Source organism: Myxococcales bacterium, from assembly GCA_023898405.1.
Taxonomy (GTDB): Bacteria; Myxococcota; UBA727; order UBA727; family JABDBI01.
This window is the reverse complement of record CP060221.1, coordinates 1,853,123-1,869,645: the sequence shown is the minus strand read 5'-3', so window position 1 is coordinate 1,869,645 and position 16,523 is coordinate 1,853,123. Positions and strand designations below refer to the sequence as shown.

Genomic DNA, 16,523 nt, shown 5'->3' with positions numbered 1-16,523 from the left:
AGAATGAGATTTATGTTAAAGCATGAAGAAGAGAATATAGCCAATCTCCGGCAAAAACTTAGGCGTTCTGGCCTAAAACTCACAACCCAAAGAGAATCCATTTGCAAAACTTTTTTTGCCAAAGAAGGTCACAGAACGGCGGAAGAAATCCTGCTTGAATCCAGACAGTTTGATGCAAAAATTAGTTTGGCCACTATCTATCGTACGCTCAAGCTCTTACAAGAATTTGGCTTTGCCAAGGCCCATAATTTTCAAGATGGACAAGCTTTATTTGAGCCCGTTTTTGATAATCACGAGCATCACGATCATCTCATCTGCACTCACTGTGGAGCCATTATTGAATTTTTTGATGAGCAGATAGAGATATTACAAAGCAAAGTTGCAAGAGCTCACGACTTTAAAATCACCAATCATAAAATGGAACTCTATGGCCTTTGTAAAAAATGCCAGTGATGATTGTGCCAAAAATGTCTAATGCGAAGAAGTTCTCTGCCCACTTGATGCAAATATCTCTCCTTGCTAGGTCAGCCAAAGCTATGAGACTATTTTTTAGGCGGCCTCTTTCGTCGCTTCCATGCAAAAGAAATTAATAGGAGTTAATACCTATGAAAATGGCTAATACCGCGGCAGTTTCCAAGGGACTCGACCTTAAGGTTGAAAGTCTCAAGATAGCCTTAGGTGTCTTGGTGCTTTTTGCTTGCAGCCAGATCGCTATTCCTATGGAGCCTGTTCCCATCACGATGCAAACGGTAGCAGTTATGCTCATTGGCTTACTTTATTCAAGACAGTCTGCTCTTTTATCGGTCGTTTTATACACGGCGCTCGGTAGCATGGGATTGCCTATGTTTCAGGGTTTTGAAGGTGGACTTATTCATCTTTATGGCCCCTCGGCTGGCTATATTGTAGGATTCACAGCCTCGGTATATGTAATGACGCTCATGCGCGAAAGATTCGTACTCGATTCATTTTGGGGCATCTTGTTTAATTGCATACTAGGAACTATCGTTGTGTTTATTTTTGGTGTGGGGTGGCTTTCTTCAATCATAGGTCTTAAAGATGCGATTGCCTTCGGTCTTTTGCCCTTCATCCTTCCCGGCGCAGTAAAAGCAATTTTGTTGAGCGGAGCACTGCGTTTCATTCGCGGTGGAAAATTCTCGATCGGTGCATAAGTTGATTCAATTTCGTCCCCATCATTTCCTTTGTAGCATTGCCTATAAAGGACTTGGTTACTCACCCACCTTTATCAAAAACTTTGATGGAATCGCTCAAACGATCAGAAGCGATGAAGATACTCAAATCCAGGTCGTCATCGGCATCGATAGTATATGCACCGCATGTCCGCATCAACGTCCACAAACAAGAACCTGCAACAGCGAAAAAAAGATCGCAAAACTCGACCGTGCACATGCTGAAATACTCGATCTTTCCAACAAAGACGTTTTAACTTTTCGTGAGGCAAAAGCTCGCATCAGCAAGTACATGTCCTTGCAACAATTCCGTAAAGCATGCTCTCCATGCGAGTGGCAAAAAATGGGCGTTTGCGAGGATGCCCTTTCAAAACTTAAAAGTGATGATGACACCAACTCCAGAATTTAACTAAGCCTAATTTCTTTTAGTCCTCGCTTTGCTGCGGGCGTTCAGATATTAAGGATTCAGTTAATTTCTAGGATTAATTCAGCTCGCCATAAGTTTTAGGCCAAGCCGTGACAATACGTTTCTCAAGAGCTCCCTTCGTTGGCAATTGTATTCTTCGATAAAATTATTAAGCTCCCAGTCGATCCGATTTAATACGGAACAATTATATTCAAAATGAACCCCGCTCAAGATGGCAACACCTTGGGCAACTAAGACCTCAATGATCGCAGCTGGATTATTATGCACACCCTCATATGTGGCGATCACGCTCGTCTTAGGATATTCATTCGCCTGAGCAAAATAGCCTCCGCCATTATAATAAAGAGTCGCTTTTCTTTCATACAATGATTCTCCAACACCTATCCATTTGATGCGAGCAGCTCGTGCACCACTTTCAGAGTAATAATCGTAATCCGCAAGTACCGGACCAATTACCGTCCCAGGAAAAAATGCCAGTTCATGTTTTCTCACCACTTCCATTGTGGTGTCTTTAGCAAATTCTACGAACGCCCCTCCGTAATAACCACCAGCGCACAAACCTAAAACAGAACCACCACCTTCAACAAATTGTCGTATCAAGTCATTGCCTTTTCCATTAAGCAATTCTGCATAAGGAGTTGCTCGTCCACCGGGAATTACCAATAATGCAGCCTCTCCTTGCCATCTACTCATCAGAAGTTCATCAGCCATGATTCTTTTAATGCTATAGTTGCTCAACTCATTGCTAAGACTTTTTTCTGTCTCTACCACACACTCCATGCATGTGCCCTTATCGGCATATATGAACACTGTACTTCCTAATGCCTGGCTAATTGGAGCCCATAAGAAAAATAGTAAAACTATTAGGTGATTTACGCAGCAACAAAGACAATTCATTTCAGACTAACCTCAACAATAAACTTATAAAAAAACAATCTTCAATTAGTTTTTCATTATTCTCAGCTCAACTATTAATTCCCAATAGCCTTGATAATAATTAGCGGCACATAGTGGCTAAAATCTTTCTAAGGCAAACGAGAAATAGACCAAAATTATTTTTGTTCCTTATCTCGCAATGCCACTTCTGATAATAACTTGGAAGCAAAATTGCGCTAGTAATCGATATCAAAAGGAATTCTTGCTTGCACGCTTCCGTTATTTTTATACAAGTCCAATATTTTCACATATGGACTCAATATTTTTTCTAGATGTTCATCTGAATAATTTTGTCTTCCAAATAAAGAAGAGAAAGGTGGCAACAAAGAGAAATTCTGTTGCGCCCCCGGAATACTAATTTCCAAATCTACTTTTTGATCATCTTTAAGTTGTGCTAAGAGCCAAAGAGCATCCACTGCATCCATAAAGCCCCCTAACTTATGGATCAATTTTCTTTCTAAAGCTTCATGGCCAAGCCATACACGGCCCTGAGCATGAGCCTCTACCGTCTTTGCATCAAGATTAAGACCGCTTGAAACTCGATCAATAAAATTTTGATAATACCAATCAACAATTTTTTGTGCCTGAGCGCGTTCATTTCGAGTCATAGAGCGAAATCGATTCGGTCCTGGATTTTTTATGGGCGAAATTTCTGCATCATGTACACCGATTTTTTTTGCTAATTGATTGCCAGAAAAATAGAGAGAAAAAACTCCGATTGAGCCAGTCACTGTATTGGGCTCGGCAATAATATACTGAGTTCCAGCTGCTATCATATAGGCGGCTGATGCAGCTACGTCGCTCATTGATGCAACCACTGGAACTATTTTTTGTGCCTTGCTCAATGCACGATGTATTTTATCTCCGGCATTAGCATCACCTCCCACTGAATTGATACGCACAATAATTCCCACAACATTGGGATCCGATACCGCGTTCTCAATTTTTTCAATAACATCTTGTGAACCAGTTTTTTCACTCAATACCGAAAGTAAAGATGGCCCCACTCTTCCATCTACAATTTCTCCTTCGATGGGAATCACCACGATTTTTTTCTTCACTTCCCACGAATAATTTTTTAGTGTCCGTTGAGAGTAGTCACTCCATACAGGCAAGGTGACATTCTCTTGATTAAGAAGCACTTGCTGAAGTTGATCCTTATAAATTGCTCCATCGATAAGGCCAAAATCCTTAGCTTCTTGCGATGTTATTTCTCCACTATCTAGAATTTTCTTCAGTTGATCTTTTTCGATATTACGACTTTCAGATACATGATCGATAAATGCATCATAAAAACTATTGAGTATATTTGATGCTATATCGATTTCTTCTTTTTGCGGGTTTTCATGGGTCCATCTACGAGGAGCTGATTTATATTTTCCTGCGGTTATTGCTTCAGCTTTCACTCCGACTTTTTTCAGAGAAGCGGCAAGATATGTTAGGTGGGCCTGAAAACGATTTAAAGAAATAGTTGCAGAAGGGTTCATAAAAATTTTATCAGCAACGCTCGCTACAAAAAAATCTCGCTCGGATGGGTTTTCCAAATAAACAATAACCTGTTTTTGAGTTTTCCTTAGAGATATGATGGCATCACGCCATTCTTGAGCACGAGCATCTCCGATTCTTAGGCCACTGAGATAAAAAATAACTCCCGCAATAGAGTGGTCATCCTTAATTCTTTTTAACAAAGCCAACACAGAAAGCGGACTTTGAGTCTGACCAAAGAGCGAATCCAAGACGCTTGATTTATGATCAATGCCTCCACTGCGATCGATGTTAAGCTCAACCCATAGTCCATAGGGTTTATCTATTGATCTCCACTCTTCGCTCGACGTTCTGATGTTGCCGCCTACGCTATAGCTTTTATTGGATGGAGACATATGGCTATTCAGAGTCAAACCTAAGTGAGCCCAATTAAGTTCAATCCCAAAAAACATTTGGGGATTGCTCCACCCATTTTTTATGCCTGGAATTACAATGGAAAATCCGCCGCCAACCCCGCCAATGTAGCTTTTGATGCTCAAGATCGGATCAATGCGGAAGCCATCATCCCAGTTAATTCCCTTGGGGCTCAATCTGCCATCAATTCCCACAGTAAAATTTTCTCCCCATGGGCGAAACGCCATTCCTGCAGTGATTTCAGGCGCTTTAAAAAAACCTTCATTCACTTCTTGATACAAAGCGCCCAAAGCCCAATAAGAAGTTGGGCGCGCTTGAAAACCAAAACTCACTTTGGTGTCATGAAATAATTCTTTTTGGAAATAATATGATTTAAGAAAAGAAAGACCGAATGATAGTTTATCGCTCAACTTGAGGGAAGCTGCAAAAATTCCGCTCAAATCACTGCCAAAAATTTCTTTGGTATTTTTTGAAGCAATTCGCGAATTAAAACCCGTGGCCAAACTGAGCACATCTAAAAAATTAGCAGCAATACTCAAACCTGCATGATGCCTGTTTCCCAGTTCATTCCATTCGTAAGCATAGGCTGAAGTAGCTTCGCTTCCCCCAAAAAAAGAAAGACCTGCTGGATTATTCCAAAGAGAGGAGACACCCTCAATATTAGAAATACTGCTAACATCGCCGACAAAACGCTCATTGAGCGTTCCTAAAAGCACGTTTGATATTAAAAGTAACAAAAACAAGCGCAACCATAAGCAACTCTTCATCTTTAAACCGATCTTTAGCTGTGTACAGACTATGCAACACACAGTTTCCAACAATGATTTCAAGAGAGTTTAAATCTTATGAATTTCTTCTAATACTCTTTACAACCATGTTTTTTTATAAAATTACAGAACAATATCGCACTATTATCATCAAACCAAAAAACAACAAAATCGAGGTACTTCATGTTAAATAGAATATTAATATTAACCACATTTATTACTATCTATTCCTGCTCCAATACTGGTCCTACTACAAAAGATGAGCCCGTAAAAAATTCGGAAAAATCAAAACCTGAAACACTAAAAACAGATAAGCCAAATAAAAATCAACCCAAGGTAAATCCTGAAAAATTCTTAGAATCTAAGATATTAAGAAATAAAATTGGAACTTCACGCATATTTTCTTATAAAAATGATGAAGAAAAATTCTCAAACTATGCTGATGGAAAGTTTCCTAAGGCAACAGTAGTGGCCGATTATGACAATATGCCACCTATTTTTAATTTTTCAGCTCAGTTACCACATGATTTTGAATCAAAACTCCCCCAAGATATTCGGAAAAAACTAGAGGAAAAAAATCTCTTAGGAAAAAACAAAGTAGAGATTCATTGGATAGTGCAAAATAGCAATGCCATAGGCAACAATGAAAAAGAAAATCAAAGTAATATTAGCTACTTAAAAGCTCATACTTGGGCTGATCCTGATATTCCCAATCACTTCCAAGGCGACAGACTTAATGATAATTTTGAATACGGTATTTTTGATGCTGATTTTGATGTGTCAGAAGAAGTAAAAATTAATGAAATGAAAGAATTTAAAGTTCACACTCATGATGGCATGCTATCTCCCCAAACTGCTGCCATAAAGTTGCCTCCTAAGGATTCTGATAAAAGCATTTCATTTTATTCTTTAGTGATCGGTAAACCCTATCAAGTCAGTGAGGAAAGAGCAATTGCGACCTTGCATTGGATAACTGACATGAATGATAACAAAATATTCAATAATATTAGGAATAATTTATTTAAAGACCAATCCTCACCCACCGTCAAACAATTGTTAGACAAACTAAAAGAAAGCACTTTTAATGGTTCAACTTTAATGAAAAATCTCGATCAGCTCATTAACTAATACAATCCCAAAACCTACTAAGCCTTTAATTGGTGATGTAAAGAAAAAGTTGAAAGGCTTCTTAATAAATTTTTGAACGATTCCGCAGCTCACGCGAGGACTTAGTGAAAAAATTTATTAAGAAGCCTTTCAACTTTTTCTGGACACGATCCATTTAATTTAGGAACGCCCGCAGCAAAGCAAAGACGAGGAATAAAGTAAAGGCTTGATTAATTTCAAGAGCGAATAAAATTACAGTCTGCATGATTCAATGGACAGTGGCATTTTAGCAATCATGGAGTAATCATGAAAAACTTAGGTATTATTATTGTTGGAGTTTTTTCTTTGGCAACTTTTTCTAGTGATATTTGCCATGACCCAGCTAATGGTATCTATTGCAAAGGACCTGAAGCAGTTTTAAGAGGAGAATATTCCTCTACTCGTCACAACAATGGTCACTATCATAAATCTACAATTATGGCTGACTACCATACAAAATGTCCCATTTGCTCTGTCGTAATTTTAGGCGATACATCAAATAACATGATTGATCACTTACAATCAACGCACCGTGCCGTCATTCATAAAGTAGAATCTTTTGAGCAAAAAAACTTAGGCCCTAGCCCAGAAAGCTGGAATATTATTTTTAGTTTTCCTTTAAATCATCTTCCACCAAATTAGAATAGAAAATATTAAATAACCCAAGTTGCTACCATTCTGAGGCATAGAACAAATTTGCATTACCGTTGAAAATCTCTTTTACAACAAGAAGAGAAATCTATGGAAATGCAAATCATTGCCATCTACGTTAACCTATTCAAACAAAGCACCAGGAAAATTAGTTCGACAAGTTTACAGCGTTTAGCAAAAAGAGTGGAATAAGTTAGTTCTCGCCATAGTTATTCATGCATGGCATATTCAAAAGATTTACGCGATAGCGCTGTGAAGTATTTTTTAAGTCACGAGGTGTTTTGGTACCGTGAAAGAAAGATGAATAAAGCGTGACAAAATTACGTGCATACAGTAAGGGGAAGTTCTTTTTTTGCGATAAAATATCTTGTGCTAACAATAATGGCGCATGGTCATCACGTCTTAGTTGAGCATCGTAAATAAACGCAAGTGTACGCACTTTGTCAAAAAATGCCGATGCACTAATGATTTCTTTATAACGGAATTTTTTAGAGAGCTCGCGTACATGCGCTCGATCTCGTGCGATAATGAGCGATGGCTGCACTCACTACTCCTGCAATGCATGTATGCCTCTCTTTGACTTCCAGTTTTTTAGCGCTCCAAAGAGAATTGGTGACCGTCTTTATAACACAACCAACAACTGTTTTTTGCCTATAAAGATTACTAAGAACGAACGCGTTCATACCTTAGAAGCACAATTGACGCATTCTGTGGCTCAACAGGTTTCAGAAGCTTTTTAATTTCTTCATCATCGCCAATCTGTTTAATATGAGTATCCTCGGCCTCATACCAAATTCCATTAATTTTCATATAACACAAATAATGTCCTATATCTACTGTACCAATGTGGACCGCAAAATAAGATAATTTATACTGAATACCATGTTCTGCTTCTTTAATATTATTAAACATTTGGTTGGGCATCGTAAAAGAAAAACATTTAATACAAGGAGCAAGGTTAGCACTAAAAAAGATGCTTTCAGGTATTTTGCTAAATCTAACAACTTCACGAGAGATGAACTGCTTCACTATTTCCTGTCCCATATCCGAATCACTATTATCTAGACTTGCTCCATCACTTCCAGCATAATTTAACAAGTACTCATCTAGACTTTCTTGTTTAGATTCTCCCGATTCTTTTGTAGTAGTAGTAGTAATCGTTTTAATTACAGGCGGCCATGCATTATCAGTAGCATTAAGAATATCGGGAACTATCTTTAAGAAAACAAACCCAGGAGCACTCGATGCTCCTGGTTTGCATACATCATCGCCATACAGCTTATGCAAATATTGTTTAAATTTCCGAAAAGCACTACCTTCTCCGGTAAGCAAAAACGTTTTTTCTTGTTGTGCTTTCTGATATGCTTCTACCAAGTCGCTATAAATAGGATTTTTGTGAGCAACTTTTTTGAATGCTGCAAGAAAATCTGGAGAATTCAATATGAGCTGAGCCAAGCTGATTAAGTAACAATCTGAATCCTTATTTTCAATGCCCACTGGTGGCAACGCACTATCAGTAATCATTCTTGGCTGCGGAGTTTGACTTGATGTATCACAGCCTGCCATCAACAAAATACTTAAACATAGTATAAAACAATTATTTTCGAGAAAACTCATATTATCCCCAGCACATATAACATTTAAAGTACATATAATTTCTCATTTATTGCAATACTTGACTGGTTTATTGCCTATGAGACTGAAAAAGCTATATTGTGCTTCCTGTCCAAAATACATCAGCCTCAAGCACACAGTTTTGAGTCGATAAACTATAAAACTCATAAATTCATGGTGCCATGTGGTGATTAATTCTCTCCATTGCACCTTTGAGTTTAGAAGATAGGAATATTCTTTTCTATTTTTTGTTTTGCAGCATTTGGAGATCGAACATATATTTGCCGCAAAAATTACTTCTTTCAGAGATATAATTTAAAAATAAAATAATTTTTTACTTACCTCAAAAATGTTCTCTATAGAAACCTTATTAGTAACTTAAACAACCCATTGACTTCAAAAATAAAATTACTATAAGCCGATTTGTCGATATGCAGTAAATGAGTTCGATTTAAGAATTTATTTGTTCAACTTTTGCTTATTTTTCTTAAGTCGAGCCCTTGTCATTAACATTTTAAAAAATGAAAATATTATGACGTTGGATTTTAATAATTTCAAAGAGCGATTCATCACATTTTACAATAGTGCTGTGAACAAAAAACGGCTTAGCTACCATGATTTTTTTTTACAAGCGGCTGAACTCGCTTGTGTTATAGAATCTAAAGGCTTGCCTGCTAGAACCACTATAATTACCCAAGCTCGAGAAAAGTACGAGCAACTATTGCTTTTTTGGGGGGCCATTCTTTCAAATATGGTTCCTGCGCCTTTAACCTTTGCTGATTCTCCGCAACGAAAGCATAAACTAAAAGAAGTGAAAGCTCAGCTTCCTAATTCAATGGTTCTCGATGAGGAAACACTCGAAGCAGGTTTCGCTTTTCTTTGCAATAACAAATCTGACGATCTTTGTTATAAAAAGCGTTTTTTAAAAAACAGCGCCATTATGGATGACTCTGAAACATTTTTTTGGCAGTTCTCCTCAGGATCCACAAGTAGTCCAAAAGGAATTGCTATGAGCTGGTCAATGATCCAGCTGAATATTAAGAATACATTAGCTGCAATACATTGTGACTCAGATGATGAACGATTTTTAAGTTGGATGCCCATGACTCATGATTTTGGAATTATTTTGGGTCACCTTGCACCCTTGCTTAATAGAAGTCATCAGTGCCTACTTAGTTTGAATTATTTTTTACGAAAACCTCAGGTGTGGTTTGAAATTGCCGCCGAAGAAGGTAGTACCTTATTAACTACTACTAATTTTGCCAATCATTTTTTCAACAGCCGATGTAACGCATTGCTAAAAAAACCTGACCTAAGCAAGGTTAAAGCCATTGTTAATGGAGCCGAACCCATCGTATATTCCGTCACACAAACGAGTAAAGATTTACTAGCATCCTGGGAGCTTAAGCCTGATGCCTTAACCTCGGCCTACGGTTTGGCAGAAGCCACTTTAACAGTAACGATAAAAGATCAAATTGATGAATGCAACTTTCTACAAATTGATTCTAGAAGTATCGGTATGGGTGAAAAAGTAACTATTATTAGCCAAGTTGATGCTGCCAACAAACCATCACTCACACCTCATAGTATTATCGTTGCCAATGTAGGGAAACCAATTCCTTCGCTCTGTTTAGAAATTGTCGATGATTTTCAAATCCCCTTAAACGAACTCGAGATAGGAAACATATTCATTCAAGGTCCCACTGTCACACGTAAAATTATAAATCATCAGGGGCTTAATAATTTAGATGAAGGGTATGTGACCGGAGATATAGGATTTATTTTTAACGGATGTCTCTATTGGCTGGGACGTACGAAGGACCACTTCAAAGTAAATGGACTAAGTTATTTCGCGAATGAAATCGAAAGTCATCTATTTGAAGCTCTTGGAATTTCTCCTGGGCAGTGTGTTGTTTCCAAAAATGATTTCTCCAATGATGACGAAATTATTGTTTTTTTACGTGCACCCTGTGTAAAAACCTATGAATCGCTGGCTCAATCAATTTTTGAGACCTGTCGCAAACAATTTGGTTTTGAAATCACTCGCTTTATTAAAATTGCAAAAGTACCTCGCACCACCAGTGGAAAAATTCAAAGATTTCAATTGATGAGAGATTTTTTGAACCAAGATGAATCGAGCAAAGAGAATTTTTCCAATCCTTTAGTGCTTAACAAAAAATCAACCTTAGCAATAACTTCAAGCACAATAGTCAATCAACTTTTGCAAACTTACTTAGGAAATGACGTGTTAAGCGATAAAGATATGAATATTCAAGATCTTGAGCTTTCTTCTTTGGATTTATTAATTTTAGTTAACGAACTATCAAAAAAATTATCTATTTCAGTTTCTGTTGCCGATATTTATAGTCACCCAAATATTACTGATTTTAGAAATTTTTTAATTTCATCATATCAACAATCTCTAAATGGAGCTAAGGTATGAGTTTTGCCTACTTATTTCCCGGCCAGGGAAGTCAATCTCCTAATATGACAGATTGGATAGTAAAAAATTATTCTCCTGCACGACAGCTCTTTTCTCAGGCCCAAAAAAAACTACAACTTAATTTAGAAAAACCTGAAAACTTACAGAGAAGTGAGTATTGCCAGCCCACAGTACTGTTAACAAGTTACTGTTATTTTCTTTTTTGTCTTGATAACTTTGGTTTTATACCGAGCTTTCTCTGTGGACACAGCCTTGGAGAATTTACAGCTTTAGTAGCGTCTAAATCTCTCGATTTAATGGATGCCCTCTTTCTTGTTAAAGCAAGAGGACAACTAATGGACGCAGTCTCACAAGAAGAAAGCGGTGGCATGCTTGCCATCATCAATCTTTCGCTTTCCGATGTAGAAGATTACCTTTTTAACTTCAATAAAAAATTGCAGCCCAATAATTTACCCTTGATAATTTCAAGTTTTAATAGTCCTAAAGAATTTGTCGTTTCCGGAAACCTGCCCTTGCTTTGTGCTTTTCAAGAAACCCTTAAGAAAAATCACATAGTTACCATGCCGCTAAAAGTAGCCGGAGCATTTCATCATCCGATGATGGCAATAATTAAAGACCGTTTTTCAAGTAAACTTGATCAAATCACTATTAACGACCCACAAATAAAAGTTCTTTCATCCACTACTGCAACACTGCTCGACGATGCGGAAAGCGTTAGAGCAGCATTAGAAAGCCAGATTGATAAGCCTGTGTTGTGGATTACCTGTATAGAAAAACTTCTGGAAAATGATAATGTAAACTGTCTAATAGATGTAGGACCACAATCTATTTTACAAAAATCGGTCAAAGATGTGTTAGCCAAACAAGTCTTCAAGCTAAAAGCAATTGATTTGATTTCAATGTATTCAGAAATCGGACGTAAAAAAAGTAAAGCACTTAAAGCAGAGCAATACATAAAAATACTTGATAACTGGCTTTCAAGACTAGCTTGTAGCAAGAAAAAAAATAGAGAGTCATCGGATGAAGTCGATAGGATTTCTGGTATTTATTCGGAACTATTAAATTTCATAGTATCTTTAAAAGAAAATAATCAATCTGATTTTAAGGATGCAGATTTAGAAATATGCCGAAATCGCTTCATCCAAGCAATGGTACTTAAAGGTTATACATTAAAAGAGATAGAAAATAATGTTGGATGAAACTCATCAAGTTGCCATTGTCGGCATGGCCTGTAATTTACCCAAGGCGAACAATCCACTAGAATTCATGGATTTTCTAATTCAGAGCAATTCTGCGATTCGAAGTTTTCCACAAGAGCGGCGAGATGACTTATTGCCATTTATCGATGATATTTATCACCATCGTTTTGCAAAACACCTTGACATTGAATATCAAAGAGGCGGCTTTTTAAATCGCATTGATGGTTTTGATCACCACTATTTCAAAGTTTCTCCCAGTGAAGCTGAAGTCATGGATCCTGCTCAACGGCTCTTCTTACAGCAAGCTATTAAGGCTATTGAAGATGCAGGATACGCACCTGAAATGCTTAGGAAAAGTGATACTGGAGTTTATATTGGCTATATGCCAGATTACCGACCATTTAACTACAAAGATTTATTAATTAAAAAACCTGATCAACAATTTGATCTTCAGATACCTAATAATTTACCAGCTGTCATTGCTTCAAGGATTTCCTATTTTCTAGATCTAAAGGGCCCTGCTCTTTGCATTGACACTGCCTGTTCTTCAGTAATGACTGCGCTCGATTTAGCAGTACAGGCTATTCAAAATAAAAGTATAACAGGAGCTATCGTAGGTGGTGTCAAAATTATGCTGGCGCCACTTTTAGTAAATGGGCAAAGTATCGCTATAGAATCGCCTGATTTTGAAAGCAAACCATTCGATGCTTCAGCAAACGGAGTTGGTATTGGAGAAGGAGTCGGTGCTTTATATCTAAAGCCCTTGCACCTAGCGAGAAAAGATCAGGATTTTATCTACTGCATCATAGAAGCTAGCAGTACAAACCAGGATGGTCGCAGTCTTGGATTAGCCGCCCCCAATCCTCATTCACAAGAAAATGTTGTAGTAAAAACCTGGGGTAAATCTTCGGTAAATGCCAAACAAATTAGCTTTCTTGAGGCACATGGTACGGGAACAAAAGTGGGAGACCCCATAGAAGTTGCAGCCTTAAGCAAAGCATTCACTAGCCACACCAATGACAAGCAGTTTTGTTATCTTAGTTCAGTTAAAGGAAATATCGGTCATCTTTACGAAGCATCAGGAATTCCTAGTTTGATTAAAACTGCCCTTTCCGTCTACTTCAAAAAGAAATTTCCTATTTGTAATTTTAAAATTCCTAACTACCAAATAAATTTTGCTAACACACCATTTTATGTTGGAAAAGATGTCGAAGATTGGCCAGAGGAAGTTAGATATGCAGGCATCAATTCCTTTGGCATGAGTGGCACCAATGCTCATGTTTTAATAAGAAATGATGATAACTCTTATGAATCCAATGTCCCCTGCAATGAGCATACTGATTTGTTGGTTATTTCAGCAAAATCTCATGACTCTCTAGTGGGTTTACTGAAAGACTATCTCAGTTATCTACCGCGCAATTTATTCTCATTTCAGGATATTTGCCATACCTCCAGGATAGGACGAAGCCATTATAACTATCGTTTTGCAGTACTGGCAAAAAACTGGATAGAAGCTAAAAATCTAATTTATGCACAATTGTCGAAAAAAGAAAAAATAGAAGGTTGTGTGTTGGGTAAATCAGCAGGAGAAATTTCCGAAATTGCTTTATCCTATGTTCAAGGAGAAAATATTGAATGGCAAGCTCATTTCAACGAGCAACTCTGTAGGCGAGTTCCTATCCCAACTTATCATTTTCATGAACAAAGAGCTTGGGTGAGCTTTGATCCACTCTATGAAGAAAAGATTCGCGAAAAAAATAAGTTTCATCATCACTACGTATATAAAAAATATCTTGAGTTGAAAGATTTCGAGAACATTAATAGCCCAGAAAAAACCACTACTGTTGCTTTGCTGGCAAGTGAACGTCACTTAGAACAAACAAAAAAAATATTCATTTCGGCTGGATATAAAATAATAGCCGCAAAACCTTGGCAACAGTTTGAAGAACTAATTAAAGAAATAAACGGTAATACCGATAAGCTCCAGATAGTCTGGTGTGGTGAAATGAGCAAACCCGGAGAATATGATCTTTTACAAGCTAAAAACTTACGTTTATTTGCTAAATCTCTGAATAAACTTTCAGGTTTTATTTCCCTTGCGATAGCAACTCAGGCAGGCAGTAAGCCTATAGATGAAGATTTTATCGATCCAGTGCAAAGAATGATTCATGGATTAGCTATAAGTTTAGCGAAGGAAACCAAATTAAATGTACAGTTGGTTGACCGTCACTATGCTGAACACCTAGATTCCGTAGCGAAATTTTTAAAAAGCAATAATCAAACATTATTTAGCTATCTCTACAAAGATGCCGCTTATAAAAGAGTTTTTACTGGATTAGCACTTTCACCAGAAGCAAAAGCAAAGGATTGCCTAACACACTCTGGTGTCTACATAATCTCTGGTGGCTTGGGTGGTATCGGCTTAAGCTTAGCTAACTATTTGATGGAAAAATGGTCTGCGCAAGTTATTTTATTGAGTCGCCACGGCAGAATTCGCTCTCACTATCGTGAAACTTTTTCTTCTGTTTTAAGCAATCATAGAACTGTTATCAAAACCAACTTTTATGGTCTCCAGCAGGATTGGGAAACTTTGTTTTCCGAAATTAATGATAAATATGGTGCCATTAATGGCATCTATCATCTCGCAGGAGTTCCCAGTGCCCATCTTTTGGCACATGAAAATGATAATGATTTTGATAAAGTATTAGACCCTAAGATTTATCAAACAAAAAATCTAATAAAAGCTTTGTCTAATGCAAATATAAAAAACTCATTTGTTGCGCTCTTTTCATCTGTCGCTTCATATTTTCCCAGCGTGGGTCAATCGAGCTACAGCATGGCCAATAATTTTATGGATGGCTTAGCATTAAGCTATAAGGATAATCTCGCTTTTAACCACATTTGTTCTTTGGCTTGGGTTGCCTTTAAAGACATTGGTATGGCTAAAGATGCAAAAACCAATGTTGATACAAGTTTTAAAGCTATTTTATGTGACGATGCAATTGAACAGATGCACAGAATGATTGCTTCTAAATCAAGGCACGGACTGATTGGAGAGATTAATTATAAAATGGGCCAGTTGGTGAAAGAGCTTGCATCCTACGGCTATGAATTAGGAGAAGATATTATCTCCATGCTGGATCCAAAACAACAGGCTCCTACTCCGAAAATATCCTTAGAAGAAATTGAGGTCGAACTTGTAGGTAATAAACACTCACAAGCATCAGAAAATTTAATCTTGGTGGCAAAAATATGGAGTAAGCATCTTGGATATCGTCAAATGGAGGTAGAAGCCAGACTATACGACGATTTGGGCGGAGACTCTATCATGGCGACTCAAATAGCGAGAGACATAGAAATTCATTTTGGCCATAAACTAAATATCAGTGATCTTATAGATTCTTCACTTTTAGAAGTGGCTTTAACAATTGATAAAATGACTTCATTAAAAAATTCACGCGATTGATGAATAACCTAACTTTTCATAAGATTCACCAACCTTCCTGCTCTAAGGGCTGGGTTTTGTGCTTTCATCATGTAGGTGGTTCTCGTCTTGATTATTTTTTTTGGCGAAGACTTCACGATGTGGAGGTGTGGGTAGCAGAATTTCCTAACCGACAGCCACAGACTTTAGCAAACTCTAATTTAATCTGCGCCGATCAATGGTTAAATGAAATAATAACTTTTATTGAAAAAACATACAGCGAGCACTCTCTACCGGGCAGTCTTTTCGGTATGTCCTTAGGAGCACAAATTGCTTTTCAAACAGGTTGTAAGCTCGAAAATTTAGGACTTGCTGAAACTGTAAAGAAAATTTTTATTGCCAGCGCCTTAGCGCCTATACAGTTTATTGTGCATGATATTTCTCATTTTCTGTCTGCTGATGATAACTGGATGGCTCATGAATTTAACCTAACCAAAAATAATATCTTTGATCAGCACATCGATATAGTAATAAAAGACATAATCGATCGCATTAGATTTGACTATCACGTTTATAAATCATGGCAAAGCTTTCCGGTATCACCATGCAACATACCAATGACGGGTTTTTTTGGTAATTCCGATCCATTTCTTGATTCCAATACCATAGATTTATGGTCAGAGATGACATATGGAGAATTTACCTATCATCTACTTGATGGTGGCCATTTTTTTACCGCCAACTCATTACAAAGGTTGTTAAATATTTTTCACGATGAAGTAATTTTAATTTAAAACGATGTAACACAAAACTCGGAAATGGTCCTAAAA

At 37.4% G+C, this 16,523-nt stretch carries 13 protein-coding genes; 9 read left to right on the top strand and 4 right to left on the bottom strand.

Annotated elements, in window-relative coordinates; genetic code table 11:
- Positions 1-12: 12 nt before the first annotated feature.
- The 3 genes from H6731_08465 to H6731_08455 all read left to right on the top strand — a co-directional run bounded on the left by H6731_08465 (position 13) and on the right by H6731_08455 (position 1,596).
- Positions 13-453, top strand: a complete 441-nt coding sequence (locus H6731_08465) for a transcriptional repressor (GenBank protein ID USN50289.1) — start codon at positions 13-15, stop codon at positions 451-453.
- Between the two features lie 152 nt (positions 454-605).
- Complete coding sequence (locus tag H6731_08460; protein USN50288.1) at positions 606-1,169, top strand: biotin transporter BioY; 564 nt, start codon at positions 606-608, stop codon at positions 1,167-1,169.
- Position 1,170: 1 nt separating this feature from the next.
- Entirely contained in the window at positions 1,171-1,596 is a 426-nt protein-coding gene (locus H6731_08455) for a DUF1284 domain-containing protein (GenBank protein ID USN50287.1), read from the top strand.
- A 78-nt stretch (positions 1,597-1,674) separates the two neighbouring features.
- Here H6731_08455 and H6731_08450 read toward each other — a convergent pair whose 3' ends face one another.
- Positions 1,675-2,424 (bottom strand): biotin--protein ligase, encoded by a 750-nt coding sequence (locus tag H6731_08450; GenBank protein USN50286.1) that lies wholly within the window; start codon positions 2,422-2,424, stop codon positions 1,675-1,677.
- Positions 2,425-2,726: 302 nt separating this feature from the next.
- On the bottom strand, positions 2,727-5,216 hold the full coding sequence (locus tag H6731_08445) for a S49 family peptidase (GenBank protein ID USN50285.1): 2,490 nt from the start codon (positions 5,214-5,216) through the stop codon (positions 2,727-2,729).
- A 183-nt stretch (positions 5,217-5,399) separates the two neighbouring features.
- Between H6731_08445 and H6731_08440 the strand changes: the two genes are divergently transcribed.
- Both H6731_08440 and H6731_08435 read left to right on the top strand, forming a co-directional pair.
- On the top strand, positions 5,400-6,344 hold the full coding sequence (locus H6731_08440; protein USN50284.1) for a hypothetical protein: 945 nt from the start codon (positions 5,400-5,402) through the stop codon (positions 6,342-6,344).
- A gap of 285 nt (positions 6,345-6,629) precedes the next feature.
- On the top strand, positions 6,630-7,004 hold the full coding sequence (locus H6731_08435; GenBank protein USN50283.1) for a hypothetical protein: 375 nt from the start codon (positions 6,630-6,632) through the stop codon (positions 7,002-7,004).
- Positions 7,005-7,206: 202 nt separating this feature from the next.
- Here H6731_08435 and H6731_08430 read toward each other — a convergent pair whose 3' ends face one another.
- Complete coding sequence (locus H6731_08430; GenBank protein ID USN50282.1) at positions 7,207-7,557, bottom strand: hypothetical protein; 351 nt, start codon at positions 7,555-7,557, stop codon at positions 7,207-7,209.
- A 119-nt stretch (positions 7,558-7,676) separates the two neighbouring features.
- Positions 7,677-8,630 carry a hypothetical protein gene (locus tag H6731_08425; GenBank protein USN50281.1) on the bottom strand — a complete coding sequence of 318 codons (954 nt, stop codon included), beginning with the start codon at positions 8,628-8,630 and terminating at the stop codon, positions 7,677-7,679.
- 529 nt (positions 8,631-9,159) lie between these two features.
- Here H6731_08425 and H6731_08420 point away from each other — a divergent pair.
- From H6731_08420 to H6731_08405, 4 genes are read left to right on the top strand one after another with little or no spacing between them, the layout of a single operon-like run.
- Positions 9,160-11,070 carry an AMP-binding protein gene (locus H6731_08420; protein USN50280.1) on the top strand — a complete coding sequence of 637 codons (1,911 nt, stop codon included), beginning with the start codon at positions 9,160-9,162 and terminating at the stop codon, positions 11,068-11,070.
- On the top strand, positions 11,067-12,269 hold the full coding sequence (locus H6731_08415; GenBank protein USN50279.1) for an ACP S-malonyltransferase: 1,203 nt from the start codon (positions 11,067-11,069) through the stop codon (positions 12,267-12,269). Before H6731_08420 ends, H6731_08415 begins: the two co-directional genes overlap by 4 nt.
- Positions 12,259-15,735 (top strand): SDR family NAD(P)-dependent oxidoreductase, encoded by a 3,477-nt coding sequence (locus H6731_08410; GenBank protein USN50278.1) that lies wholly within the window; start codon positions 12,259-12,261, stop codon positions 15,733-15,735. Before H6731_08415 ends, H6731_08410 begins: the two co-directional genes overlap by 11 nt.
- Positions 15,735-16,487, top strand: coding sequence for a hypothetical protein (locus H6731_08405; protein USN50277.1), 753 nt, complete (start codon positions 15,735-15,737; stop codon positions 16,485-16,487). The genes H6731_08410 and H6731_08405 overlap by 1 nt, the downstream gene beginning before the upstream one ends.
- The last annotated feature ends 36 nt before the right edge of the window (positions 16,488-16,523 follow it).

Coding starts and splice junctions, on each gene's coding strand:
- H6731_08410 (USN50278.1), top strand. CDS start 12,259: ATGTTGGATGAAACTCATCAAGTTGCCATTGTCGGCATGGCCTGTAAT.
- H6731_08420 (USN50280.1), top strand. CDS start 9,160: ATGACGTTGGATTTTAATAATTTCAAAGAGCGATTCATCACATTTTAC.
- H6731_08440 (USN50284.1), top strand. CDS start 5,400: ATGTTAAATAGAATATTAATATTAACCACATTTATTACTATCTATTCC.
- H6731_08415 (USN50279.1), top strand. CDS start 11,067: ATGAGTTTTGCCTACTTATTTCCCGGCCAGGGAAGTCAATCTCCTAAT.
- H6731_08435 (USN50283.1), top strand. CDS start 6,630: ATGAAAAACTTAGGTATTATTATTGTTGGAGTTTTTTCTTTGGCAACT.
- H6731_08405 (USN50277.1), top strand. CDS start 15,735: ATGAATAACCTAACTTTTCATAAGATTCACCAACCTTCCTGCTCTAAG.
- H6731_08465 (USN50289.1), top strand. CDS start 13: ATGTTAAAGCATGAAGAAGAGAATATAGCCAATCTCCGGCAAAAACTT.
- H6731_08445 (USN50285.1), bottom strand. CDS start 5,216: ATGAAGAGTTGCTTATGGTTGCGCTTGTTTTTGTTACTTTTAATATCA.
- H6731_08460 (USN50288.1), top strand. CDS start 606: ATGAAAATGGCTAATACCGCGGCAGTTTCCAAGGGACTCGACCTTAAG.
- H6731_08425 (USN50281.1), bottom strand. CDS start 8,630: ATGAGTTTTCTCGAAAATAATTGTTTTATACTATGTTTAAGTATTTTG.